This is a genomic window from Jiangella mangrovi, from assembly GCF_014204975.1.
In the GTDB taxonomy this organism is placed as follows: domain Bacteria; phylum Actinomycetota; class Actinomycetes; order Jiangellales; family Jiangellaceae; genus Jiangella; species Jiangella mangrovi.
The window spans coordinates 1536311-1559991 of sequence record NZ_JACHMM010000001.1 but is presented as its reverse complement, the minus strand read 5'-3'; the positions used below and the strand labels follow the sequence as shown (position 1 = coordinate 1559991).

The 23681-nt window shown below is 72.4% G+C and carries 20 protein-coding genes and 1 tRNA gene; 15 read left to right on the top strand and 6 right to left on the bottom strand.

What is annotated here, in order from left to right; all coding sequences use genetic code 11:
• The first annotated feature begins 20 nt into the window (after positions 1-20).
• The 3 genes from HD601_RS07260 (at position 21) to HD601_RS07250 (ending at position 3089) form a co-directional block, all read left to right on the top strand.
• Positions 21-491, top strand: coding sequence for a peroxiredoxin (locus tag HD601_RS07260; RefSeq protein WP_184820584.1), 471 nt, complete (start codon positions 21-23; stop codon positions 489-491).
• 129 nt (positions 492-620) lie between these two features.
• Entirely contained in the window at positions 621-1718 is a 1098-nt protein-coding gene (locus HD601_RS07255) for a cupin domain-containing protein (protein WP_184820582.1), read from the top strand.
• Between the two features lie 21 nt (positions 1719-1739).
• Positions 1740-3089, top strand: a complete 1350-nt coding sequence (locus tag HD601_RS07250) for a M29 family metallopeptidase (protein ID WP_184820580.1) — start codon at positions 1740-1742, stop codon at positions 3087-3089.
• Positions 3090-3331: 242 nt separating this feature from the next.
• Here HD601_RS07250 and HD601_RS07245 read toward each other — a convergent pair whose 3' ends face one another.
• Genes HD601_RS07245 through HD601_RS07225 form a run of 5 tightly spaced genes read right to left on the bottom strand, consistent with a single transcriptional unit; the run spans position 3332 to position 10196 of the window.
• On the bottom strand, positions 3332-4525 hold the full coding sequence (locus HD601_RS07245; protein WP_184820578.1) for an MFS transporter: 1194 nt from the start codon (positions 4523-4525) through the stop codon (positions 3332-3334).
• Positions 4522-6162, bottom strand: a complete 1641-nt coding sequence (locus tag HD601_RS07240; protein WP_184820576.1) for an amidohydrolase — start codon at positions 6160-6162, stop codon at positions 4522-4524. Before HD601_RS07240 ends, HD601_RS07245 begins: the two co-directional genes overlap by 4 nt.
• Positions 6162-7934: an ABC transporter permease gene (locus tag HD601_RS07235; RefSeq protein WP_184820574.1), complete on the bottom strand. Its 1773-nt coding sequence runs from the start codon at positions 7932-7934 to the stop codon at positions 6162-6164. Before HD601_RS07235 ends, HD601_RS07240 begins: the two co-directional genes overlap by 1 nt.
• Positions 7934-9079 carry an ABC transporter ATP-binding protein gene (locus HD601_RS07230; RefSeq protein ID WP_184820572.1) on the bottom strand — a complete coding sequence of 382 codons (1146 nt, stop codon included), beginning with the start codon at positions 9077-9079 and terminating at the stop codon, positions 7934-7936. Before HD601_RS07230 ends, HD601_RS07235 begins: the two co-directional genes overlap by 1 nt.
• Before the next feature lie 13 nt (positions 9080-9092).
• Entirely contained in the window at positions 9093-10196 is a 1104-nt protein-coding gene (locus HD601_RS07225; protein WP_184820570.1) for an ABC transporter substrate-binding protein, read from the bottom strand.
• Positions 10197-10359: 163 nt separating this feature from the next.
• On the opposite strand from HD601_RS07225, the gene HD601_RS07220 reads away from it, so the two are divergent.
• Together HD601_RS07220 and HD601_RS07215 are read left to right on the top strand one after the other, a co-directional pair.
• Positions 10360-11271, top strand: coding sequence for a DMT family transporter (locus HD601_RS07220; protein WP_184820568.1), 912 nt, complete (start codon positions 10360-10362; stop codon positions 11269-11271).
• Between the two features lie 34 nt (positions 11272-11305).
• Entirely contained in the window at positions 11306-12553 is a 1248-nt protein-coding gene (locus HD601_RS07215) for a serpin family protein (protein ID WP_184820566.1), read from the top strand.
• A gap of 238 nt (positions 12554-12791) precedes the next feature.
• Here HD601_RS07215 and HD601_RS07210 read toward each other — a convergent pair whose 3' ends face one another.
• The gene (locus HD601_RS07210) at positions 12792-13451 is read right to left on the bottom strand and encodes a DedA family protein (protein WP_184820564.1); all 660 of its coding nucleotides are present in this window, start codon (positions 13449-13451) and stop codon (positions 12792-12794) included.
• A 152-nt stretch (positions 13452-13603) separates the two neighbouring features.
• On the opposite strand from HD601_RS07210, the gene tmk reads away from it, so the two are divergent.
• From tmk to HD601_RS33005, 10 genes are all read left to right on the top strand, one after another.
• On the top strand, positions 13604-14230 hold the full coding sequence (tmk, locus tag HD601_RS07205; protein ID WP_184820562.1) for a dTMP kinase: 627 nt from the start codon (positions 13604-13606) through the stop codon (positions 14228-14230).
• The gene (locus HD601_RS07200; RefSeq protein WP_184820560.1) at positions 14227-15384 is read left to right on the top strand and encodes a DNA polymerase III subunit delta'; all 1158 of its coding nucleotides are present in this window, start codon (positions 14227-14229) and stop codon (positions 15382-15384) included. Before tmk ends, HD601_RS07200 begins: the two co-directional genes overlap by 4 nt.
• A 43-nt stretch (positions 15385-15427) precedes the next feature.
• On the top strand, positions 15428-16210 hold the full coding sequence (locus HD601_RS07195; RefSeq protein ID WP_184820558.1) for a hypothetical protein: 783 nt from the start codon (positions 15428-15430) through the stop codon (positions 16208-16210).
• 111 nt (positions 16211-16321) lie between these two features.
• Positions 16322-18307 carry a choice-of-anchor I family protein gene (locus HD601_RS07190; protein WP_221440659.1) on the top strand — a complete coding sequence of 662 codons (1986 nt, stop codon included), beginning with the start codon at positions 16322-16324 and terminating at the stop codon, positions 18305-18307.
• 132 nt (positions 18308-18439) lie between these two features.
• Positions 18440-19336 carry a PSP1 domain-containing protein gene (locus HD601_RS07185; protein ID WP_184829556.1) on the top strand — a complete coding sequence of 299 codons (897 nt, stop codon included), beginning with the start codon at positions 18440-18442 and terminating at the stop codon, positions 19334-19336.
• A 2-nt stretch (positions 19337-19338) separates the two neighbouring features.
• Positions 19339-20967, top strand: coding sequence for an alpha/beta hydrolase (locus tag HD601_RS07180; protein WP_184829554.1), 1629 nt, complete (start codon positions 19339-19341; stop codon positions 20965-20967).
• Positions 20968-21027: 60 nt separating this feature from the next.
• Entirely contained in the window at positions 21028-22239 is a 1212-nt protein-coding gene (locus HD601_RS07175; protein ID WP_184820556.1) for an Ig-like domain-containing protein, read from the top strand.
• Positions 22240-22324: 85 nt separating this feature from the next.
• Positions 22325-22400, top strand: a tRNA-Thr gene (locus tag HD601_RS07170).
• Between the two features lie 68 nt (positions 22401-22468).
• A complete protein-coding gene (gene fxlM / locus HD601_RS07165) occupies positions 22469-23515 on the top strand; it encodes a methyltransferase, FxLD system (protein WP_246400776.1) in 1047 nt (348 codons plus the stop codon).
• Positions 23512-23664: a hypothetical protein gene (locus HD601_RS33005; RefSeq protein WP_221440651.1), complete on the top strand. Its 153-nt coding sequence runs from the start codon at positions 23512-23514 to the stop codon at positions 23662-23664. The genes fxlM and HD601_RS33005 overlap by 4 nt, the downstream gene beginning before the upstream one ends.
• The last annotated feature ends 17 nt before the right edge of the window (positions 23665-23681 follow it).

Sequence of the window (23681 nt, the reverse complement as noted above, 5' to 3'; positions counted from 1 at the left end):
TCGCACCAGGAGGAGCCCGCATGGCCACCCGCCTCGCGGCCGGCGACGTCGCGCCCGACTTCACCCTTCCCACCGCCGACGGCGGCAGCGTGAGCCTGGCCGACTACCGCGGCCGGCACGTGATCGTCTACTTCTACCCGAAGGCCATGACCTCGGGCTGCACGACGCAGGCCTGCGACTTCCGCGACTCCCTCGCCTCGCTGGCGGGCTCGGGGTACGACGTCGTGGGCATCTCGCCGGACCCCGTCGACGCGCTCGTGGAGTTCGCCGAGAAGGAGCAGCTGACGTTCCCGCTGGCCTCGGACGCCTCGAAGGGCACGCTGGAGGCATGGGGCGCGTACGGCGAGAAGGTCAAGGACGGCACGACGGTCATGGGCGTCATCCGGTCGACCGTGGTGGTCGGCCCGGACGGCCTCGTCGAGCTGGCGCAGTACGACGTCAAGGCCGACGGCCACGTCGCGGCGTTGCGCACGGAGCTCGGGCTGGCCTGAGCGGTTCCACCGGGACCCCGTTCGCCGCGCCGAACGTGCCGGCGCGGCGAACGGACCATTGACGTAGATAACAAATAAAGTATCGTCGCCCTCATCACCCGCGTTGTGCCTACCGCCCGGAGGTAAGACGTGAGCAGCAGGTTGGACGGCCGTTTCAGCGGCGCCGAGGACTACAGCGAAGGCGCCACCCACTACGACGTGCAGAACAAGCGCCGCGCGTCCGTGGTCGAGGAGGCCCGCAAGCGGCGCACGGCCGTGGTCCGCGAGGCCGACGTGGTCATCGAGGACAGCCCGCTGCGCCGGATGCGCCGCGGCGTCTACATGGGCGCCGACGGGGTCCGGCCCACCGACGTCATGGCGACCGACCTGCACGAGATCCCGGCCGGCGCCACGTCGACCATCCACCGGCACTCGTGGGACGCCGTCATGTGGGTCACCGCCGGCACCGGCTGGACCGAGATCAACGGCGTCCGCGTCGACTGGAAGCCCTGGGACACCGTCTACATCCCGGCGTGGAGCTGGCACCGTCACGGCAACGAGTCCGCCAAGGACGCGCGGTACATGTCCTGGAGCGTCGGGCCGATGTTCGAGTACTTCGGGCTGGCCCTGCTCGAGGACGCCGGCGACGAGCCGTTCGCCCAGTTGCCCCCGCCGCCGAAGTCGGCCGCGTCGAACCTGCTCGGCGACCGGCTGGACCCGGCCGACCCCTACGCCCGTCGACTCACCCGGCTGCTGAACTCGCGCGTCGACACCAGCGACTCGCGCCTGCACACCGCCTGGGACGACGTCACGCCGCGGGTCACCAAGCGCGGTGCGCGCAGCATGTTCCTCGTCGACGAGTCCATCGGCTACCGCACGTCCGGGCTGACCGCCGTCATGCACGAGCTGGCGCCCGGACGGTGGCAGGCCCGGCACCGCCACGGCGGCGACGCGTACCTCTACGTCGTCAAGGGGCACGGCCACAGCGACATCGACGAGGACTCCTACACGTGGGCGGAGGGCGACCTCATCGTCGTGGACCACTGGTGCTGGCACCAGCACTTCAACGACGACCCCGAGGCCACCACCCGACTCATCCGGGTGCACAACGCCGACTCGATCTTCGACCTCATGTCGACGCTGCTGGACCCGTTGCCCTTGCTGGAGGAGCCGCCGCAGCTGGACGGACCGGACCTCACCGGGTTCGTCTGGCCCGACCCGCTGGACGGGCGGCCTCCGACCGACTGAACGATCGGGAAGGAGCGCTACATGTGCGGTACCGATGTACCTGAGCACGGGAGCATCACCGGCACGGACGGCAGGTTGCGGGTCTGGAAGGACACCGTCGACCTGCACGAGGTGGCCCGCCACGTCGTGCGCGACCCCGAGGTGCGGCGGTCGGCGGCCGGCTTCATCGGCTACGGCTCCACCCAGCCGGGCGACCGTGTGCTCATCTCCGTTCCCCGCATCGTCGACGGCAACGTGGTCGAGGCCATCGTCGGCGCGCTGCACGACATGGGTGCGTCCGTCGACGTGCTGGTCACCGACGACGAGCCGAACCGCAAGTTCGAGCCGCTCGACGAGATCACCATGATGATGCGGCGCGAGTCGTCGCAGCTGAAGCTGCGCCGCGGCGACCGCGCCATGTGGGTCGAGGAGCTGGCCGAGAAGCGCGGCTACGACCTGCTCATCCAGGGCGCCGGCGGGCCGGTCCCGAAGTCGTCGGGCCGGTACGAGGCGTTCCCGTGGAGCACCGAGGAGCACCTGGCGAGTTCCGCCAACGTGTTCCCGCGCGAGCTGCACAAGCTCATCAACGAGCGCACGTACCAGCGCATCACGAACAACATCGGCGGGCGGATCCGGCTCACCGACCCCGAGGGCACCGACCTCACCACCACCATCCTCGAGAAGCCGTTCCACGACGGCCGGCACGACTACGGGCTGAAGCCGAAGTGGGGCCACCTCATGGCGCACCCGCCGACGCCCATCGAGCCCAACGACGACACCCGCGGCGTCATCGCCGGCACCATGAGCCACTACGGCCGGCCGTTCCCGCGCATCGAGGTCGAGCTCGAGAAGTCGCGGATGGTCCGCATCGACGGCGGCGGCGAGTACGGCAACGGCTGGCGCGAGCTCGAGGAGGAGTCGGCCGGGACCCAGTACCCCTGCTTCCCCGAGCCGGGCCTGTTCTGGCTGTGGGAGGTCGCGATCGGCACCAACCCGAAGATCCGCCGCCCGTCCAACGTCGAGTACCTGTCGTCCGACGGCTTCGAGTGGGAGCGCCGCCGCGGCGGCGTCATCCACTGCGGCATCGGCACCCGCTGGCGCTCCACCGAGGAGGACTGGGCCGCCGACCACGGCCTGCTCTACGGCCACCTCCACGTCCACCTGCTGTTCCCGACGCTGGTGGTCGAGGCGCTGGACGGCTCGGTGCACACGGTCATCGAGAACGGCCGGCTGTCCGCGTACGACGACCCCGAGGTCCGCGACCTGGCGGCCACCTTCGGCGACCCGGACGAGCTGCTGACCGACGACTGGGTGCCGGAGATCCCCGGCATCAGCGCCGACGGCACCTACGAGGAGTACGCCAAGGACCCGGAGCCCTACATCTACTCCTGATCCTCCGGACCCCGTTCCGCCCGCTGGAGCTCTGCTGTCCGATCCGACAGCAGAGCTCCAACGCGCGTTGGAGCTCTGCTGGCTCATGTGACCGCAAAGCCCGAACACGCGCGCGCGTTGGAGGTCTGCTGGCTCATGTGACCGCAAAGCTCGAACACGCGCGCGCGTTGGAGCTCTGCAGGCTCATGTGACAGCAGACCTCCAGCGGGGCCATGGCAATGCCCCGGCCAGCGGCACGCCCCTCAGTGCGAGGGCGTGTCGGCGGGGTCGTCGACGGGGTCCTCGCGGCGGGCGCTCCAGGTGGCGGCCAGGACGAAGACCAGCCCGATCGCGGCGGCCACGGGGAAACCGACCACCAGCCCGGCCGCGCCGATGAGCGGGCCGATCGCCACCGGCGCGACGGTGGCCGCCGCCTGGTTGACGCCGGAGCGCAGGCCCAGCGCGAGGCTGCGCTGCTCCGGCGGTGCGGCGTCGCTCATCAGCGTGATGAGCATCGGCAGGCTCAGCCCCTGACCGATGCCGACCAGCGCGGCCGCCAGGTAGAACAGCGGCATCGTGTCGAACACCGGCGACACCGCGACGCCCAGGCAGCCCAGGGCCAGCGCCACGGAGGTGACGGCGACCGGGGTGCCGAGCTTGGCGATCCGGCCGGTGTAGAACGACGTGATGGTCGCGACGATCGCCATGGCCGAGATGACGCTGCCGGCGACGGTGGGCGAGTTGCCCTCGTCGACCAGGTAGAGCGGGAAGAACGACGACCACGCCGCCGGGATCCAGAGCCGGTTGAAGGTCAGGAACATGACGGTCTGGATGCGGGGGAGCTTCATCAGCCCGAGTGCGGCGGCGAAGCCGGAGCCGGTGTCGGCCGACGCCGGCGCGCGGCCGATGTCCAGCAGCGCGAGGCTGACCAGGAAGAAGATCACGCCGAGCGCCACGACCATCGCGAAGCCCAGCTGCGGGTCCTGCCAGGCGACCAGCGCGCCGGCGATGATCGGGCTGACGATCTGGCCGAGGTTCGCGACGGAGCTGAAGCGGCCGGCGTCGTGGCTGCGGTTCTTCCCGCCGCGGATGCCGGCGGCGTAGGACTGGCCGCCGATCCAGCCGAGCGGCCGGATGATGCCCATGAACACCTGCAGGACGAACAGCATCCAGAGCGACGGCGCGAGCATCATGCCGACGCCGATGAGCGCGGTGCCCGCGGTCCCGATCTGGATCGACCGCTTGGCGCCGACGCGGTCCATGAACGCGCCCATGGGCACCGACAGCACGGTCTCGAACAGCGCCTTCGTGCCGACCAGCAGGCCGATGACGCCCACGTTCGCGCCGAGCTCGTCGGCCCGCAGGGGGATCAGCAGGTAGAGCACGGCGTTCATGCTCAGCCCGAAGCCGCCGATGGCGTAGGCCAGGAACCGGTACCGTGCCGCTACCTCGCTCACAGTGACGCACCCTCCGTCGTGGGATCGGTGAACCGGCTGGAGACCAGCCGGCCGTCGACGACAGTGGCGTCGACGGTGAACGTGTCGAGCTCGGCCACGGGGTCGCCGGAGACGACGGTGAGGTCGGCCAGCATCCCGGCCTCGACCGCGCCGCGCCGGTCCTCCTCGAACGCCGTCCAGGCGGGCGCCCGCGTGTACATGGCGACGGCCTCGGCGACGGTGACCGCCTCGGCCGCGCCCAGGTGGGTTCCCGCGCGCGTGGTGCGCCGGACGGCGGCCCGGATGCCGACCAGCGGGTCCAGCCGGGCGCACGGCACGTCGCTGTTGGCCTGCACGACGAGGCCGAGGTCGAGGGCGGTGCGCAGCGGCAGGAACCGCGGCCCCGCGTCGGCGCCGAAGATCTCCCGCCAGCCGTCGCCGCCCGCCTCGAGGAACGCCGGCTGGGTCGACAGCACCAGCCCGAGGTCGCGCATCGTCTCCAGCTGCCCGGGCCGCGGCGGCAGGTAGGCGTGCTCGATGCGGTGCCGCAGCCGGCGGACGCCGTGCGGGTCGCCGATGCCGGCGAACGCGTCGAGCGCCAGGTCGACGGCGCGCGGCCCGATGGCGTGGACGGCGGTCTGCAGGCCCAGGCCGTGCGCGCGGCGGACGACGGCGTCGAGCTCGGCGGCCTCGATGCGGATCAGGCCGCGGTGGCCCGGATGGCCGGGGTAGTCCTCGTGCAGCGCGGCGTTGCGGTGCTCGTCGGACCCGTCGACGCTCACCTTCACACCGCCGAACCGGAGCAGGTCGTCGCCGAGGCCGGAGCGCACGCCGACCGCCGCGAGGTCGTCGAGCGACGCCTGGCCCTCGACCACGCGCACGTACGCCCGCACCCGGACGCCCAGCCCGGACGACGCGCGGAGGCGCTGGTAGTCGGCGAACTCGTCGGCCGTGCGGGTGATCTCGTGGATCGCGGTGATGCCCAGCTCGTGCAGCCGGGCGATGCCCGCCGCCAGCGCCCGCATCCGGTCCGCCTCGGACAGCCCGGGCACGACGGTGTCCGTGCGGGTCGTGTCGAGGCGCAGCTTGGCCCGTTCGTGCAGGACGCCCGTCGGCTCGCCGGCCTCGTCGCGCTCGATCGCGCCGCCGGGTGGATCCGGCGTCGTGGCATCGATGCCGGCCAGCCGCAGCGCCAGCGAGTTCGCGGCGACGACGTGCTTGCCGGTGCCGCGCAGCAGGACCGGGCGGTCCGGCGCGACGGCGTCCAGTTCCCAGCGGGTCGGGAACCGGCGCTCGGCCAGCGCGGCGGGCGCGAGGTTGTCGCCCTGGATCCAGGCGCCCTCCGGGGTGACGGCGTAGCGGGCGGCCACCACGTCGAGCAGCGCCGCGACGGAGTCGGCGGGGTGCAGTTCGGCGAAGTCGAGGAAGTACTCCGCCAGCATCGCCGTCCGGTGGAAGTGCGTGTGGCTGTCGGTGAACCCCGGCAGCACCCACCGCCCGGCGAGGTCGGCCACGTCGGCCCCCGCCGACAGCAGGTCCTCGCCCCGGCCGACGGCGGCGATGCGGCGCCCGCGCACCAGCACGGCGTCGGCGTCCGGTGGGGCGCCCCAGACGCGGCCGCCGCGCAGGAGGAGGTCTCGTCCCGGTTCCGCGCCCATCAGAGCCCGCGGGTGCCGGTGGTCCGGCGCAGCAGGGTCGCGGCGATCACGGTGATGGTCGCCATGGTCACGCTCAGCACCGCCGCGCCGGTGACGTCGCCGTAGTCCCAGCGCCGCCAGATCAGCGTCGACAGCACGACGTTGTCGTTGGAGCCGAGCATCAGCGGCAGCGTGAGGTTCTGGATGCTGGCCAGGAAGATCATCAGGAACCCGTTGAGGAACACCGGGCGCAGCAGCGGGCCGAGCACGCGCTGCCAGATCTGCCGGCCCGAGGCGCCGGAAGTCTCGGCCGCCTCCTCGAGGCCGACCTGGATCTGCGTGATGCCGGCGGTCGTGAGCCGGGTGCCGAGGCTGATGTACTGCGTCGCCATGGCCACGACGATGATCCAGACGGTGCCGTAGATCGGGATCGGCAGGATCAGGTAGAGCACGAGCGTCGACAGGCCGATGACCACACCGGGCAGCGCGTGCGGCACGAACGCCAGGATGTCGACCAGCGCCCGGTACTTCGACCGCGACCGCACGATGACCCACGACAGCGCCATCGCCAGCACCATGCCGCCCAGCGCCGCCGCGATGCCCAGGATGAACGTGTTGCGCAGCGCGTCGAGGAACTGCGCGCCGCCCAGCGCCTCGCCGTAGCCGGCCGCCGTCAGCCGGTCCAGCGCGTCCAGGCCCCACACACCGAGGTAGGGCTGGAAGCTCGCCCACAGCAGCACCAGCAGCGGAATGATGAACGAGACCGCGATGTAGCCCCAGCAGAACAGCACGGCCGGGATCTTCCAGCGCTTCAGCGCGATGGTCTTCGGCCGGAACGTCTTGCCGGTGATGGTCGCGTAGTCCTGCGAGCGGCCGATGATCCGGTTGTAGAAGAGCAGCGGGATCAGCGAGATGACCAGCAGGAACATCCCGTACGTGCCGGAGACGCCGTAGTTCGGCAGCCCGCCGACGGGGTTCGAGGCGACGTAGATCTCGGTGCTCAGCACGGACACGCCGCCGGACAGCCCGAGCACCAGCGGCACGTCCAGCGCCGTCACCACCGTGACGAACTGGTAGATCAGCGCGCCGATGAGCGCCGGGCGCAGCACCGGCAGCGTGATGCGCCGGACGATGGTCGCGAAGCCCGAGCCGGACGCCCGCGCGGCCTCCTCCAGCGACGCGTTGACCCCGCGCAGCGAGGCCGTGATCAGCAGGAACGTCATCGGGACGAGGCTCATGCCCTGGACCAGGATCATCCACGGCAGGCTGTACACGTTCAGCGGGCCGGGCCCCTCGGCGCCGAACGGCAGCCGCAGCAGCGTGTTGATGAGCCCGTTGTTCGGGTTGAGCAGCAGGCTCCACGAGATGGCCAGGATCAGCGCCGGGATGCCCGACGGCGCCACCAGCAGCACGAACACCGCGTTGCGCGCCGGCAGGTCGGTCCGTTCCACCAGCCAGGAGCAGGTGATGCTGACGGCGAACGCGACCAGCAGGCTGCCGGCGGAGAAGATCAGCGTCGACAAGATCGCCGACCAGGTGCCGGAGTCGGCGAACACGTCGGTGTAGTTCTGCAGCGACCACGGGAACGGCGGGCGGATCACCAGCCCCAGCGACGTGTCCTGGAAGCTGGTCAGGACGAGCATCAGCAGCGGCCCGGCCACCAGGTAGATCACGACCAGGATGGCCAGTCCGCCGATCACCGTCCTGCCGCCGACCCTGCGGCGACGGCGCACGCGCGGCGTGCGGGTGGGGGCCGGGGGCGGCGACGGCGGCGCCTGCGTCCCGGCGGCCATCAGCGCGCCCCCTGGTCCTGGATGGAGGCCTGGACGCCGGCCGGCACCTCCGGGTCGTCCGGGATGACGACGCACTCGTCCGCGGGCACGTGCAGGACCACGGCGTCCTTGCGGTGGAACCGCGAGCGCTGCGGCCCGGTGACGCGGAAGTCCTGGTCGCCGACGCGGACCCGGTAGTCGACGGCGTCGCCGACGAACAGCCCGACCTCGACCTCGCCGTGGAGCAGGTTCTCCCCGCCGTCGCGCTCGTAGCCGATCTCGACCGCCTCGGGCCGGATCGCGACGGTGACGGCGGAGCCCACCTCGGGCGGGTCCTGGGTGATGCAGCGCAGCGGGCCGGCCGGCGTCGACAGGTACGCCGAGCGGGTGTCGTCGTCGTAGGCGTCGACGACACCGGTGACGAAGTTCGTGGCGCCGACGAACGACGCCACGAACCGGCTGTTGGGCTGCAGGTAGATCTCGCGGGGCGAGCCCTCCTGGACGATCTTGCCGTGGTTCATGACGGCGATCGTGTTCGACATGGACAGCGCCTCGACCTGGTCGTGCGTCACGAACACCGTCGTCACCTTGATGCGGCGCTGCAGCTGGCGCAGCTCGGCGCGCATCTGCTCGCGCAGCTTCGCGTCGAGGTTGGAGAGCGGCTCGTCGAGCAGCAGCACCTTCGGGTCGCGCACCAGCGCCCGGGCCAGCGACAGCCGCTGCTGCTGGCCGCCGGAGAGCTGGGTGGCGCGGCGCTGCACGTACTGCTCCATGCCCATGAGCGCGAGCGCGTCCATGACCTTGGCCTGGATCTCCCGGCCGGACAGGTCGCCCGCCACCTTCAGCGGGAACGCGACGTTCTCGGCCACCGTCATGTGCGGCCAGACGGCGTAGTCCTGGAAGACCATGCCGATGGGCCGCTTGTTCGTCGGCACGATGCCCCGCGCCGACACGACGGCGACCCCGTCCAGCTCGATCTCGCCCGACGACGGCTCCTCCAGCCCGGCGATGCAGCGCAGCGTCGTCGTCTTGCCGCAGCCGCTCGGGCCGAGCAGCGTGTAGAACGCGTTCTGCTCGACGTCGAAGCTCACGTCGTCGACGGCGCGGACCTCGCGGCCGCCGTCGTCGTACGCGTGGAACAGGTGCTCGACCCTGATGGCGCCCATGTCGCGGCCGCCCCTACGAGGCGGTGAGCCCGGCGAGGGTCTCGCCGACCTCCGCGACCGTGGTGGCGTCCTCCTCGGTCTCGAGGTTCACCAGCTCGGTGGTGTCCGGGACGTCCGACGGCGCGGTCTCGTTGCCCTTGAACTCGAACTCCAGCTGCTGGGCCTGGCCCTCCTCGGAGGCGTACCAGGACAGGAAGCACGCGGCCGCGTTCGGGTGCACGGCGTCGCTCATGATGAAGCTGTAGTAGTCCTGGGTCGGCGCGAGGTCGAGGTACTTGATCTCCAGCGGCGCGCCGGCGGCCTGCTGCTCCAGCACCTCGGAGTCGTGCGCGCTGGTGCTCATGAGCGCCTCGCCGACGGCGACCTTCTGCAGGCTGGCGGTGGCGCCTTGGACGACCAGCGGCTTCGCGGTCTCCATCAGGCGCGTGTACCAGTCCACGGTCTCGTCCTCGCCCCAGGCCGGCGCAAGCCGGGAGAGATAGGTGCCGCGCGGGTCGACGACGATCTTGCCCTCCCACTTGGCGTCGACCAGCTCCTCCCAGGTGTCCGGGAGCTCGTCCTCGCTGATCAAGTCGGCGTTGTAGACTAGGCCGCTGACCATGCGGTAGTTGCGGTACAGGCTGATCTCGTCGCCGACCTCGAGGACCTGGTCCTCGGGGATGCCCAGCAGCGCCCAGTCGACGTCACGGATGAGGTCGCGCTGCAGCAGCGGGCCGACGTACGGCACCGACATCGCGATGGAGTCGACGCCCAGGTCGCGGCCGGTCTGCACGAGCGTGAGCACCTGCTGGACGGCGTCGTTGGGCCGCAGCGCCGTGTACTCGACGGTGATGTCCGGGTGGGCGTCCTTGAACGGCTGGATCATCTCGTCGAAGACGGCGGCGTCGGTGGTGGCCCAATGCTGGACCACGCCACCCTCGTCGGCCGCTGCCGCGCAGGCGTCCTCGGTGCTGACGCTCAAGGTGTCGGTCGCGGCCGCGGCGTCGTCGCCGCCGCCGTCACCGCCGTCGCCACCGGAGGAGGCGGTCTCGCCGGACGAGCCGCCGCAGGCCGCGAGCAGGATCAACGCCCCGGCCGCCGGAACGAGTGCCGTGAGGTGACGGCGAGACAGAGCCATGACGTAACTCCTGCCGCTTCGAGGGAGGTGCACACAGGACGGAAATGGCGAACGGAAAGCCGACGATTTCGGATAAGATATTCAGAATCACAGAGCCGGTCAAGGGATCCGTTCTTGTCCTGTTGATTCACTATTCAGATGTGCGGTAGGAGCGGTCGGTCCGATGGGTGACACCCTGGCGCTGGTCGCCCTGCTGCTGTTCGCGGCCAACGCGTTCGTGGTGCGCGCGGCCAGCCGCCGGCTCGAGCAGGGGCTCGGGTTCCTCGTCTCGCTGGTGGTCAACGTCGTGGTCGGCGGCCTCCTGCTGGGCGGCCGGCTGCTGTTCGGGGCCGAGCCGCTGCGCGTCGACTGGCCGTCGTTCTGGATGTTCCTGCTGGCCGGGGTGTTCTCGGGCTACCTGGGCCGGCGCGGGTACTTCAAGTCGGTCGAGACGCTGGGGCCGTCGCGGGCCAGCGCGGTGCAGGCGGCCAACCCGATGTTCACGATGGTCTTCGCCTGGGTGCTCATCGACCAGGCGCTCGGCTGGGTGGACGTCGCGGCGATCCTCGTCATCGTGGTGGGCGTCTACCTCACCAACCGCCGGACCGACCGTCTGTCGCCTGCTCTTTCCGGCGCGTCCCGACGCGAGTCGGCGCGCGAACGGCTCGCCCTGCTCGCGCCCGCCGTCGTCGCGACCGCCTCGTACGGGCTGGGCAACGTGCTGCGCGGCGGCGCAGTCGAGGACTGGAACGAGCCGATCGCCGGCGGGGTGCTCGGCGCGATCTCCGCGACGCTGGCCTACCTGCTCTTCCACATCTCGCCGCGCGGCTTCCTCGACCGGGTCCGGCGCGCTGACCGGCGTGGCGTCGCGTGGTGGACGCTCACCGGCGGGCTGACCATCGGCGGCCAGATGACCGTCATCGGGTCGGCGGCGCACATCGACGTGGCGGTGGCGGTCGCGATCTCGTCGGCGCTGCCGATGATCGTGATCCCGGTGAGCGTGGTGGTGTTCCGGATCCGCGAGGGGGTCACCGCGGTGACGGCGCTCGGCGCGGCCCTCATCTCCGGTGGCGTCGCCTGGCTCGTCCTTCTCTGACCGCAGCGGACGCCGTCGGCCCTAGGCTCGTCGTATGACTCGCTATGCCGCAGAGGTCAACCAGCTCACCGCCGCCTGGCTGGGGCGCACCGACGGATCCGGTGTGCTGTCCGGCGCGGGACTCTGGCCGCTGCTGGCCGTGCTCGCGTGGTCGGCCGACGAGCCCGGCCGCGGCGAGCTTGCCGGCGCCGTCGGCCTCCCCGCCGACGAGTGCATGGACGCCGCGCGCGACCTGCTGAAGGAGGTCGACGACCTCGACGGCGTCGACGCCGCGCTGGGGCTGTGGGCGCAAGAGGCGGCGCACGTGCGCCCCGAGTGGCGCGACACCCTGCCCGCCGGCACCTTCGGCGAGCTCACCGGCGACGCGTCCACCGATCAGCCCAAGCTCGACGCGTGGGCGAACGAGCGCACGCACGGGCTCATCGAGCGGTTCCCCGTCCAGGCCGGTCCCGAGCTCATGCTCACGCTGGCGACGGCGCTGGCACTGCGCACCACCTGGGAGCGCAAGTTCAGCGACGAGCCGTGGCAGGTGGCCGACGGCGTCTGGTCCGGCCGGCGGCTGGCCGGGCTGAGCCGCACCACACCCGAGGCCGGCGATCTCCGCGTCACCGACAGCGCCGCCGGTCCGCTCACGCTGACCCGCGTGGCCGGCGACAACGGCTTGGACGTCCACCTCGTCCTCGGGTCGCCCGAGGCTGCCGCGGGCGACGTGCTGGCGGCGGCGGTGCCGCTGGTGGGGCCCGGGTCCGGGTCCGGGTCCGATGGGCTGGTCGACGGCGCGGCGCTGCTCGAGTCCGGCGAGGTCTCGCCCTGGCCCGGTGTCTCGACGGTGTCGGCCCCGCGTCCCGGTCTCGTGCTGAAGACGCCCCGCTTCCGCGTGAGCTCGCTGCACGACCTGCTGCGTCAGGCCGAGGTGTTCGGGCTGCGGACGGTCGCCAGCGGCGAGCGCGGGCACTTCCCGGCCATCGGCCCGGTGCCGCTGCGCGTCGACCAGGCCCGGCAGGCGGCGGTCGCCATCTTCAGCGCGACGGGGTTCGAGGCGGCCGCGGTCACCGCCATAGGGCTGCGGACGGTGTCGCTGCCGGTCCACTCCTCGCGCGCGGTCGCCGTCAGCTACGACCGTCCGTTCGGCTTCCTCGCGACCCACCGGTCGAGCGGACTCGTGCTGTTCGCCGGCTGGGTCGACTCGCCCGACGACTGGGCCCCGCCCGGCGAGGGTTCGCGCCCGGCAGCCCGCCCCGGTGTCATGCGCGAGCGGCTGCCCCGCCCCGACGGAACCTGACGGTCCGAAGCCGTTCCGGCTCGCCGGCGTGCGCTTCATGATCATCAACCTTTCGTGCTGTTGGGGCAGCCCGAAAGGTTGATGATCATGGACGTGTGGGTTCGCACGTCGCATTCGGGCGCGCGTCGCGCGGCCGCCGAGGTGCTTGGCACGCTGGAGGGCTCCACAAATCGGGCATATCCGGCGTGATTGGTCACTTTCAGCGTGCCAAGGGGTCGCCGCCGACGTGCCAAGGGTGTCAGGCGACCAGTTCGTGGCGTCGTGACGGCGACGGCTCGTCACACGACTCGGCGGCGCGGGCCCGCTCGCTCATGCGCCGCCGGGTGCGGATCATCGAGTGCGCGGCGCCGACCCAGACGCCCACCACGATGCCGACCCCGGCGCCGATGGCCACCTGCAGCCACAACGGGGCGTCGGTGACGGTGCCCGTGACGTAGCCGAGCCCCACCGACCAGCCGGCCCACAGCAGCCCGCCGGCGAACGCGATCGCCGCGAACCGGCGCCGCCCGATGCCCGCCACCCCCGCGGCGGCGGCCACCGTCGTGCGGCCCAGGGGGATGAAGCGGGCGGCGATGATGGCCGCCGCGCTGGTGGAGCCCATGCGTTCGTGCGCCCGGGAGATCCGCGACTTGAGCCGCCGCCCGACGCCGAAGCGTTCCAGGAAGCGGGGGAGCGCGCGCCGGCTCATCCCGTGGACCGCGAGGTCGCCCGCGAGTGCGCCGACGGCGGCCGCGGCGATGGACCAGGCGACGTTCAGGTGACCGGCGGCCGCCAGCGCTCCTGAGGAGATGACGAGCACCTCGCCCGGGAACGCCGGCACCACCGCGTCGATGGCCACGAACGCCGCGATGACGAGGTAGGCGAGCGCGGGTACGGCCACGAACGACAGCAGGTCCATGGACTCCACACTGTGTTCCTACCGGTGCCGAGACAATGGCGCGGAACCGAACTCAGGGAACTCTCAGGGTCGAAGTCAGGGACGGTAGTAGGGCAGACCCCAGTCTGTGGGCGTAGGCACGCGTTGTCGGTGTCGTTCACTAGGCTGACGACGTGACCGGACCGCGAGGGCTGTTCGTCGCCTTCGAGGGCGGCGACGGCGTCGGCAAGACCACCCAGCAGGCGCTGCTGGCCGACCATCTGCGCGCCCTGGGCCGCGACGTCGTCGTCACCCGCGAGCCGGGCGACTCCCGCATCGGGCCGCAGGTGCGCTCCATCGTGCTCGACGGCGGCGACCTCGACCCGCGGGCCGAGGCGCTGCTGTTCGCCGCCGACCGCGCCGACCACGTGGCCCACGTCGTCCGCCCGGCGCTCGAGCGCGGTGCCGTCGTGCTGGTCGACCGCTACATCGACTCCTCCATCACCTACCAGGGCGAGGGCCGTGGGCTGGGGCGCGAGCAGATCGCCGCCATCTCCCGCTTCGCCACCCAGGGACTGCTGCCCGACCTCACCGTCGTCCTCGACCTCGACGAGGCGGCGCGGGCCGAGCGGGTGCGCCGGCAGGGCTACGTCGACCGCATCGAGCGCGAGCCCGACCACGTCCACGAGAAGGTCCGCCGGGCGTTCCTCGAGCTGGCCGCCGCCGAACCGCACCGCTACGTCGTCGTCGACGCCGGCCGCCCGCCCGCCGAGGTTGCGTCCGACGTCGCCGTCGCTGTCGAGAAGGTGATGAGAGCATGACCGTTTGGGACGCCGTCGTCGGGCAGACCATGGTGCCCGCGCTGCAGCGCACCGTGGCCGACGCCGCCGGCTACCTGCAGGGTGGCCCGCGCGGCGCCATGACGCACGCCTGGCTGTTCACCGGGCCGCCCGGGTCCGGCCGGTCGGTCGTCGCCCGGGCGTTCGCCGCCGCGCTGCAGTGCCCCAACGGCGGCTGCGGCCAGTGCTCCGAGTGCGCCGACGTCCGCGCCCGCACCCACCCCGACGTCGCGTCGCTGGTCACCGAGGGCCTGAACATCCGCATCAGCCAGGTCCGCGACCTCGTGCCGCGCGCGGCGCTGCGCCCGGCCCGCGGCCGCTGGCAGGTGGTCGTGGTCGAAGACGCCGACCGCCTGGGCGAGGACGCCGCCGACGCCCTGCTGCTGTCGGTCGAAGAACCGCCCGAGCGGACGGTCTGGATGCTCTGCGCGCCCACGGCCGAGGACATCGTGCCGACCATCCGCTCGCGCTGCCGGGTCGTGCACCTGCGCACCCCGCCCTACGCCGACGTCGCGCGGCACCTGGTCGCCACCGCCGGCGTCGACCAGAAGACCGCCGAGTTCGCCGCCCGCGCCTCGCAGGGTCACGTCGGCCGGGCTCGCGCGCTGGCCACCGACGCCGAGGTGCGCGCGCGCCGGGCCGAGGTGCTCCGGCTGCCGTTCGACCTCGCCGACATCCGCCAGTGCCTCGACGCCGCCGCCAACCTCGTCGAGGCGGCCAAGGCCGACGCCGAGAAGCACTGCGACGCCCTCGACGAGCGCGAGGTCGACGCGCTGCGCAAGGCTCTCGGCGCCGGCACCACCGGCCGCAAGCCGCGCAACATCGAGGCCGCCGTCAAGGACCTCGAGCGCGAGCAGAAGCTGCGCCGCACCCGGGTCCAGCGCGACTCCATCGACCGCGCGCTGGTCGACGTCCTCGCGCTCTACCGCGACGTCGTCATGCTGCAGCTGGGCGTGAGCACCGAGCTGGTCAACGAGGAGATGCGCCCGTCCATCGACCGCCTGGCTCGCACCGGCTCCGCGGCGGCGACGCTGCGCCGCATGGAGGCCGTGGTCGCCGCGCGCGAGGCGCTGCAGGCCAACGCGCTGCCGCTGCTGCAGCTCGAGGCCATGGCGCTGGCGCTGCGCGAGGGCTGACTCCCGGGGCCCGACGGCGTCAGCGGCCGGTTAGGGTCGTGCGATGGACGCCGCCGCTGACCCGTGGAAGATCGTCGACGCCCTCGCCGAGTGGGCCGAGCGCACGCCGTGGTGCGACTGGGTCGAGCTGGCCGGGTCGCTCGGACGCGGAGCCGGTGACCTCGTCTCCGACGTCGACGCCGGGCTGGGCGTCGTGCTCGACGGCGCCACGTACGAGGAGCGCCGCGACGCCGCCCTGGCCGCCGCCCGCGAGTACGCCGTCGTCGCCGACGAGCTGATCCAGCACCTCGGCAGTGCCGAGAAGCCGGCCGACCACCTGGTCGTCCAGTACGCCGACGGCCGCCAGCTCAGCCTGGTCGTCATGCTCGCCGACAGCCGCCCGGGCCTCGCGCCGGGGTCGAAGCCGGTGTTCGACCGGTCCGGCCGGCTGGCCGAGCCGTTCACCCCGCCGGCGCTCACCACCACCGACGAGCAGCGGCGCGAGTGGGCGTTCCTCGGCTGGTGGGCGCTGGCCGACACCGCCAAGCACGCCGGCCGCGGCCGCGTCTGGCGCGCCGTCGAGTCGCTGCACGAGGCACGGACCTGCGCCTGGCAGCTGCACGCGGCCGAGCTGGGCGTCGACTACCCGGGCTTCGGTGCGGTGAGCGTCGAGAACGCCGACCTGCCCGCTCCGTCGGGACTGGCCGCCACCGTCCCGGTGGCCGCCGAGCCGGCAGCCGTCGTCGCCGCCGCGCGGGCGCTGGCCGACGTCCTCGACCCGCTCGCCGCACCGCACGCCGTCGCCGGGGTCCGGGCGGAAGCCCTGCGCCGGCTGAGCGCCGGCTGACCCCACCCCGGCCCGTTCACCGTCCGGACGCCTTCCGGACACCCGGATCCCCTAGCGTCTGCGCGGTTGTCTGTCGTGTTCACGCGCATCGTTCATACCAAGGGGGCCCTGGTGACCCGACCGCGTCCATCGCACGTCCGTGCCGCCACCGCCGCGACGGCGGGCCTGGCACTGACCGGGGCGTTCGCGCTGCCGGCGACCGCCGGCATCGTCGACGAGCCGATCTCGCACTCCGCACCCGACGCGGCGCTCGCGCTCGCGCCCATCGGCACCTATGAGACCGGCATCTTCGACGAGGGCGCGTCGGAGATCGTCCACTACGACGCCGGCTCGAAGCGGCTCATCATCATCAACGCCGCGCAGGCGCTGGTCGAGGTGCTCGACGCGGCCGACCCGACGGCTCCGGCCAAGCTGTTCGACGTGCCCACCACGGGCGTGGAGTCCGACGACGACTCGACGGTGCCCGAGGGCGCCGTCGCCAACTCCGTCGACGTCCGCGCCGACGGCCTGGGCGCCATCGCCGTCGAGGCGGAGAACAAGACCGACGCCGGCTGGGTCGTCTTCTTCGACGCCCGCAGCGAGGACGGCGCCCCGCTCGGCGCGGTCCGCGTGGGTGCGCTGCCGGACATGGTGACCTTCACGCCCGACGGCTCGCAGCTGCTGGTGGCGAACGAGGGCGAGCCGGCCGAGGACTACTCCGCCGACCCCGAGGGCTCGGTCGCGGTCGTCGACGTGCCGGACGCGCTCGACGCGCCGGCGCAGTCCGACGTCGCGATCGCGGACTTCCACGAGTTCGAGGAGGGCGGCTCGCTGGAGCTGCCCGAGGGCGTGCGCATCTACGGCGGCCGCGAGGACGCCGGCACCGGCACCCCGGAGTTCCCGGTCTCGGAGAACCTCGAGCCCGAGTACATCACCGTGGTCGGCGACGAGGCCTTCGTCACGCTGCAAGAGGCCAACGCGATCGCGGTCGTCGACCTCGGGGCCGCCGAGGTGACCGAGATCCAGACGCTGGGCGCCAAGGACTGGAGCCAGCCGGGCAACGAGCTCGACCCGTCCGACGAGGACGGCGGCATCAACCTGGCCAACTGGCCGGTCCAGGGCCTGTACCAGCCCGACGCCATCGGCAGCTACACCGCGGGCGGCGCGTCGTACCTCGTCACCGCGAACGAGGGCGACACCCGCGACTGGGAGGGCTACACCGAGGTCGCGCGGGTCAAGGACCTCGGCGAGGACGGGCTGCCGCCGGTCTGCGAGGACCTGGCCGGCGTCACCGCCGACGAGGCGCTCGGCCGGCTGAACATCACCACGGCCGACGGCCTGTCCGAGGACGGCACCTGCTACGAGACGCTGTACGCCAACGGCGGCCGCTCGTTCTCGATCTGGAACACCGACGGCGAGCAGGTCTTCGACTCCGGCGCGCAGTTCGAGGAGCTGACGGCCGCGGCGCTGCCGGAGTTCTTCAACTCCAACCACTCCGAGTCCAACCTCGAGGGCCGCAGCGACGACAAGGGCCCGGAGCCCGAGGGCCTGGCCATCGGCCGGGTCGGTGAGCGCACCTACGCGTTCGTCGGCTTCGAGCGGGTCGGCGGCGTCATCGTCTTCGACATCACCGCGCCCGACGCGGTCGAGTTCGTCACGTACGTCAACAACCGGAACTTCGCGGTCTCGGTCGAGGACGGCGGCGAGCTGGCCGACGCCGGCGACCTGGGCCCCGAGGGCCTGGAGTTCATCCCGGCCGACGCCTCGCCGATCCCCGGCACCGCGCTGCTCGCCGTCGGCAACGAGGTCTCCGGCTCGACCACGTTCTACCGGATCGACGAGGCCGACGGCGGCCCCGGCGGTGACGAGGACGGGGCCGAGGACGGCTCGGACGACGGTTCGGACGAGAGCGGCTCCGACGAGGCCGGCTCGGACGAGTCGGGTGCCGACGAGAGCGGGACCGACGACGGCACGGGCGACGACGGTGCGGACGAGTCCGGCGCTGACGGCGACGAGCTGCCGGACACCGGAGGCAGCGCCACGACGCTGATGCTCGCGGCCGGTGCGCTCCTGCTGGCCGGCGCCGCCGGGTACGCCGTCCGCCGCCGGACCGCCTGACGACGGGCATCGCCGAGCACGGCCTGACGGGCGCCGGTACCCCTGCCGGGGGTGCCGGCGCCCTCGCGTTCGCGGCACGGCGGTCGCGATGCCGAACCTGATCGTCCGAGCGCTTATGGTGGGTCCGTGGGCATGGTGATGGCAGTGGCCTTCACCCGGTACGGGAGGCTCTACTACCTCGACCCGGGTGAGCACACCCCGCGCGTCGGCGACAAGGTCCTCGTCCCCACGGACGACGGTCCCGAGGTCGCCGAGTGCGTGTGGGCGCCACAGTGGGTCAGCGAGGACATCGGCGGGCTGCCGGTGTGCGCCGGCCTGGCCACCGACCGGCACCTGCAGCGCGAAGAGCGCAACCGCCGTCGCCGCGCCGAGGTCCGGGTGGCCGCCCGACGGCTGATCAAGCACCACGACCTCCCCATGAAGATCGTCGGGGTCGACTACGTCGACACCCGCGAGGACGTCGACCAGCTCGTCACCATCTACTTCAGCGCGCCGCACCGCGTCGACTTCCGCGAGCTGGTGCGCGACCTCGCCCGCACGCTGCGGGCCCGCATCGACCTGCGCCAGCTCGGCGCGCGCGACGAAGCCCGGGTCCAGGGCGGCATCGGCCCGTGCGGCCGCGACACCTGCTGCTCCACGTTCCTCACCGACTTCGAGCCGGTCAGCGTGCGCATGGCCAAGGACCAGGACCTCCCGCTCAACCCGCTGAAGATCTCCGGGGCGTGCGGGCGGCTCATGTGCTGCCTCAAGTACGAGCACCCGCTGTACCAGGACTTCAAGCGCAGCGTGCCCACCGTCGGCTGCGACGTCACCACCGACGACGGCGTCGAGGGCACCGTCGTCGCCTACAACGTGCCGGCCGAGACGGTGTACGTCCGCGACCGCGAGACCGGCCGCCGGGTCGCCTGCCCCAAGGCGAGCGTCTGCGGCTCGCGGCAGGCCTACGAGGGCGCCGTGGCGCAGGGCGCGCGCCGTACGCCCGACATCGAGGACGACGACGCGTACGAGGACGACGGAGAGAACCTGTGACAATGCGTGCCCTGGCCGGTCTGGTGGCGCTGGTCGTGGTGGCCGCCGCCGGTTGCTCGGCCGAGCCCGAGCGCGAGGGGCAGCGCGCCGACGTCCCCGACCGGTCCACGCCGGCGCCCGATGCCACCGAGGGCGTCGAGCCCGAGCTCGCGTCCTTCTACACCCAGACGCTCGAGTGGCGCGACTGCGGCGAGGGCTTCCAGTGCAGCACGGCCAAGGTGCCGGTCGACTACGCCGACCCCGGCGGCGACACCCTCGAGCTGGCGCTGCTGCGGGCACCGGCCACCGGCGACAACCGCATCGGCTCGCTGCTGGTGAACCCGGGCGGCCCGGGCGCGTCCGGCGTCGAGTACGCGCAGCTGGCCGGGTCCGTCGTCACCGACCAGGTGCGCGAGCGCTACGACATCGTCGGCTTCGACCCGCGCGGCGTCGCCCAGTCGACTCCGGTCGACTGCGTCGACGACGCCCAGCTCGACGAGTACCTCGCCTCCGACGCCACGCCGGACGACGACGCCGAGATCACCGAGCTGGAGGAGTCGACCCTCGACCTCGCCGAGGGCTGCGCGGCTCGCTCCGGCGACCTCCTCCCGCACATCGGCACCGCCGACGTCGCCCGCGACCTCGACATCCTGCGGGCCGCCCTCGGCGACGAGAAGCTGAACTACCTCGGCAAGTCCTACGGCACGTTCATCGGCGCGCTGTACGCCGACCAGTTCCCCGACCGCGTCGGCCGGCTGGTGCTCGACGGCGCCATCGACCCCACGCTCTCGGGCGACGACCTGGGGCTCGGCCAGGCCCGCGGCTTCGAGCGGGCGCTGTCGTCGTTCCTGACCTGGTGCTTCGACCAGGACGACTGCGCGCTCGGGACGTCCGAGGAGGCGGCTCGGGCCACGCTGGCCGGGCTGCTGCGCCAGGCCGACGAGGAGCCGCTGGCCACCGACGACGAGAACCGGCCGCTGACCGAGTCGCTGGCGTTCTACGGCATCATCCTGCCGCTGTACCTCACCGCCGACGAAGGCTACGAGCCGCTGAACGAGGCGCTCGACCTCGCGCTCACCGAGGACGACGGCACACTGCTCATGACGTTCGCCGACCTCTACCTCGAGCGCAACAGCGACGGCACCTACAACGGCAACGCCAACGAGGTCATCGGCCTGGTGAACTGCCTCGACCACCCCGAGCAGGCCACCGCCGAGGAGGCGCAGGCCGGGCTGGCGGAGTTCACCGCGGTGTCGCAGGTGTTCGGGCCGTTCCTGGCCTGGGGCGGGTTCGGCTGCACGGTGCTCGACGAGGGTCTGGCCGAGGCCGGCGTCGGCGACTCCGACGACTCGAGCGACGACGGCGAGTCCGGCGATCCCACCGCGACGCCCGGCCCCACGGCGACGCCGCATCCGCCGGTCACCGCGCCGGGCGCCGACCCGATCCTCGTCGTCGGCACCACCGGCGACCCCGCCACGCCGTACGAGTGGGCGCAGTCGCTGGCCGAGCAGCTCTCGTCGGGCGTGCTGCTCACCTACGACTCCACCGTCCACACGGCCTATCTCGCGGGCAGCGACTGCATCGACGACGCCGTCGACGCGTACCTGCTGGCCGGTACCGTCCCCGACGAGGGCACCAGCTGCGCTTCGTGATTCCGGGTGTCGTATGCGGATAATGGAGTAATGCGCCTTCGCCTGACCCTCCGCCGGGCCGTGCTCGTTCTGAGCGCGGCGGTGCTGCTGACCTCCTGCAGCGGATCCGACGACGGCGGTGACGGCGGCTCCGGCGACGGTGCCACCGCGCAGGCCGAAGGCCCCAAGACGCAGCGCGCGCCGTTGCGACTCGCCGGCATCACCGACGAGGTCGCGTTCGGCGAACCGCTGGCGTTCACCGTCCCCAATGGCACCATCGACACCGTCCAGGTCACCCCCGACGGCGGCGAGCCCATCGAGGGCCAGGTCGGCTCCGACGGCGCCAGTTGGCAGAGCGCGGCCGCGCTGACGCCCGGCGCCACCTACGCCGTCAACGTCGTCGCCTCCGACACGCTCGGGGCCGAGCACACCCTCACCCAGTCCGTCGCCGTCGGCGGCGTGCCCGACGCCAGCCGGCTGACGCTGAGCATGCAGCCCGCCGACGGCTCGGTCGTCGGGGTGGGCGCGCCCATCACCGTCCGGTTCGACCAAGAGGTCACCGAACGCGAGAACGTCGAGCAGGCCATGCACGTCGCGTCCAACCCGCAGGTCGAGGGAACGTGGCACTGGGTCAACTCGCGCGAGGTGCACTTCCGGCCCAAGGAATACTGGCCGTCGGGCACCCAGGTGCGGCTGAACCTCGACCTCAACGGCGTCCAGGCCGGCGACGACCTCTGGGGCGGCCGCTCCTACGACCTCGACTTCAGGGTCGGCGAGGCGCACGTCACCACCGTCGACGCCGCCACCCACTCCATGACCTTCAGCGTCGACGGCACCGTCGCGGCCACCTGGGACACCAGCCTCGGCGCGCCCGAGTTCGCCACCCGCAACGGCACCTACATCGTGCTCGAGAAGTTCGAGACGCGCCAGATGACGTCGTGCAACGCGAACATCACCTGCGACCCCGCCGACCCGAACTACTACGACCTCGAGGTGCCCAACTCCGTCCGCCTCACCTGGAGCGGCACCTTCGTCCACTCCGCGTCGTGGTCCGAGGGCTCCCAGGGCAACGAGAACGTGTCGCACGGCTGCATCAACCTCAGCCAGGCCAACGGCGCCACCTTCTTCAGGGGCGCGCAGTACGGCGACATCGTCACCGTCGCCAACTCCACCCGCGGCCCCGAAGACCTCCTCCAGCGCGGCGACCCCGGCATGGCCGACTGGAACCTCACCTGGGACCAGCTCGTGGCCGATTCCGCCCTCGGCGCGCCCATCACCACAGACGCGCTCTGAGGTTGCTCGGCCCTCCGGGCCCGATTGGGTTCCGGGGCGGTGGACGCCCTATACTCATGCACCGTGCCCGGTTCGCCGGGCACGTGCCGCCTTAGCTCAGTCGGTAGAGCGATTCACTCGTAATGAATAGGTCGTCGGTTCGATTCCGACAGGCGGCTCCACCACCTCATCCCGGCCGGTCAGGCTCATCCTGACCGGCCGTTCGCATGTCAGGGAGGTCACGGTGCCGATGTCTCGCGAGGCCGCGGAACGGCGGGCGGCGCTGGTGGAGCGTCTGCGCGAGCAGGGCGCGATCCGCACCGAGCGAGTCGCCGCCGCTGTCGCGGCCGTGCCGCGGCACCTCTTCGCCCCGGAGGTGACGCTCGCCGAGGCGTACGCCGACGACATCGTGATCACGAAGCGCGGCCCGCGGGGCGAAGCGCTCAGCTCGGTGTCGGCGCCCTGGCTGCAGGCGCTGATGATCGAGCAGGCCGGCTTGGAGCCCGGCATGCGGTGCCTCGAGATCGGGTCGGGCGGGTACAACGCGGCGCTGATGGCCGAGGTCGTCGGCCCTGACGGGGACGTCACGAGCGTGGACATCGACGCCGACGTCGTCGCCCGGGCGCGCCGCTGCTTGACGGCCGCCGGCACCGAGCGCGTCCGGGTCGTCCACTGCGACGGCGAGGACGGGGCGCCGGAGCTCGCGCCCTACGATCGCATCATCGTCACGGCCGGCGCGTGGGACGTGCCGCCCGCATGGAGATCACAGCTGGCGCCGGCCGGCCGGCTGGTCGTGCCGTTGCGGCTGCGCGGCCTCACGAGGACGGTGGCGTTCGATCGCGTCGGTGACCTCCTGGTGAGCCGATCCCACGAGATGTGCGGATTCATCGCCATGAGGGGCATGGGCGCGTGGCACGACCGGACCGTGCCGCTGCAGGGCGAGGACGTCGTGGTCCACGTCGACCACGACATGCCGGTCGACCCGGCCGCCCTGCGCGCGTCGCTGGGCGAGTCGCGCACCGAGCGATGGTCCGGCGTGACCGTCGGGCCGCTGGAGGCCTTCGACGGCCTCCAGTTGTGGCTGGCCACACACGAGGCGGGCTACGGCCAGCTGCGTTCGACGCGCGCCGAGGCCGCTCGCGCGCTCGTGGACCCCGCCACCCCGTGGGCGCCGGCCTTCGTCGACGGCGCCAGCCTGGCCTACCACGCACTGCGCGCCGTCGCGCCGGACACCGGCACGTGCGAGTTCGGCGTCTACGCCATGGTCCGGCCGGCGTCCGGCTCGCCGATCGCATGATCGAGCTGATCCGGGCCTGGGATCGCCGCCATCGGCACGGGTCCCAGCCGGTGATCGCCGTTCATCCGGCCGGTACACCGGACGAACGGCTCGGGCCGGGCTGGGTCATCGAGAAGCGGCATACCCGGGTGACGGTCACCTGGCCGTGAGGCGTGGTCCGTAGTGG

What these genes read in the sequence shown, in the direction of transcription:
- HD601_RS07260 (WP_184820584.1), top strand. Translation starts at nt 21, where the DNA reads ATGGCCACCCGCCTCGCGGCCGGCGACGTCGCGCCCGACTTCACCCTT.
- HD601_RS07250 (WP_184820580.1), top strand. Translation starts at nt 1,740, where the DNA reads ATGTGCGGTACCGATGTACCTGAGCACGGGAGCATCACCGGCACGGAC.
- HD601_RS07240 (WP_184820576.1), bottom strand. Translation starts at nt 6,162, where the DNA reads ATGGGCGCGGAACCGGGACGAGACCTCCTCCTGCGCGGCGGCCGCGTC.
- HD601_RS07235 (WP_184820574.1), bottom strand. Translation starts at nt 7,934, where the DNA reads ATGGCCGCCGGGACGCAGGCGCCGCCGTCGCCGCCCCCGGCCCCCACC.
- HD601_RS07230 (WP_184820572.1), bottom strand. Translation starts at nt 9,079, where the DNA reads ATGGGCGCCATCAGGGTCGAGCACCTGTTCCACGCGTACGACGACGGC.
- HD601_RS07225 (WP_184820570.1), bottom strand. Translation starts at nt 10,196, where the DNA reads ATGGCTCTGTCTCGCCGTCACCTCACGGCACTCGTTCCGGCGGCCGGG.
- HD601_RS07220 (WP_184820568.1), top strand. Translation starts at nt 10,360, where the DNA reads ATGGGTGACACCCTGGCGCTGGTCGCCCTGCTGCTGTTCGCGGCCAAC.
- HD601_RS07215 (WP_184820566.1), top strand. Translation starts at nt 11,306, where the DNA reads ATGACTCGCTATGCCGCAGAGGTCAACCAGCTCACCGCCGCCTGGCTG.
- HD601_RS07210 (WP_184820564.1), bottom strand. Translation starts at nt 13,451, where the DNA reads ATGGACCTGCTGTCGTTCGTGGCCGTACCCGCGCTCGCCTACCTCGTC.
- HD601_RS07200 (WP_184820560.1), top strand. Translation starts at nt 14,227, where the DNA reads ATGACCGTTTGGGACGCCGTCGTCGGGCAGACCATGGTGCCCGCGCTG.
- HD601_RS07195 (WP_184820558.1), top strand. Translation starts at nt 15,428, where the DNA reads ATGGACGCCGCCGCTGACCCGTGGAAGATCGTCGACGCCCTCGCCGAG.
- HD601_RS07185 (WP_184829556.1), top strand. Translation starts at nt 18,440, where the DNA reads ATGGTGATGGCAGTGGCCTTCACCCGGTACGGGAGGCTCTACTACCTC.
- HD601_RS07180 (WP_184829554.1), top strand. Translation starts at nt 19,339, where the DNA reads ATGCGTGCCCTGGCCGGTCTGGTGGCGCTGGTCGTGGTGGCCGCCGCC.
- fxlM (WP_246400776.1), top strand. Translation starts at nt 22,469, where the DNA reads ATGTCTCGCGAGGCCGCGGAACGGCGGGCGGCGCTGGTGGAGCGTCTG.
- HD601_RS33005 (WP_221440651.1), top strand. Translation starts at nt 23,512, where the DNA reads ATGATCGAGCTGATCCGGGCCTGGGATCGCCGCCATCGGCACGGGTCC.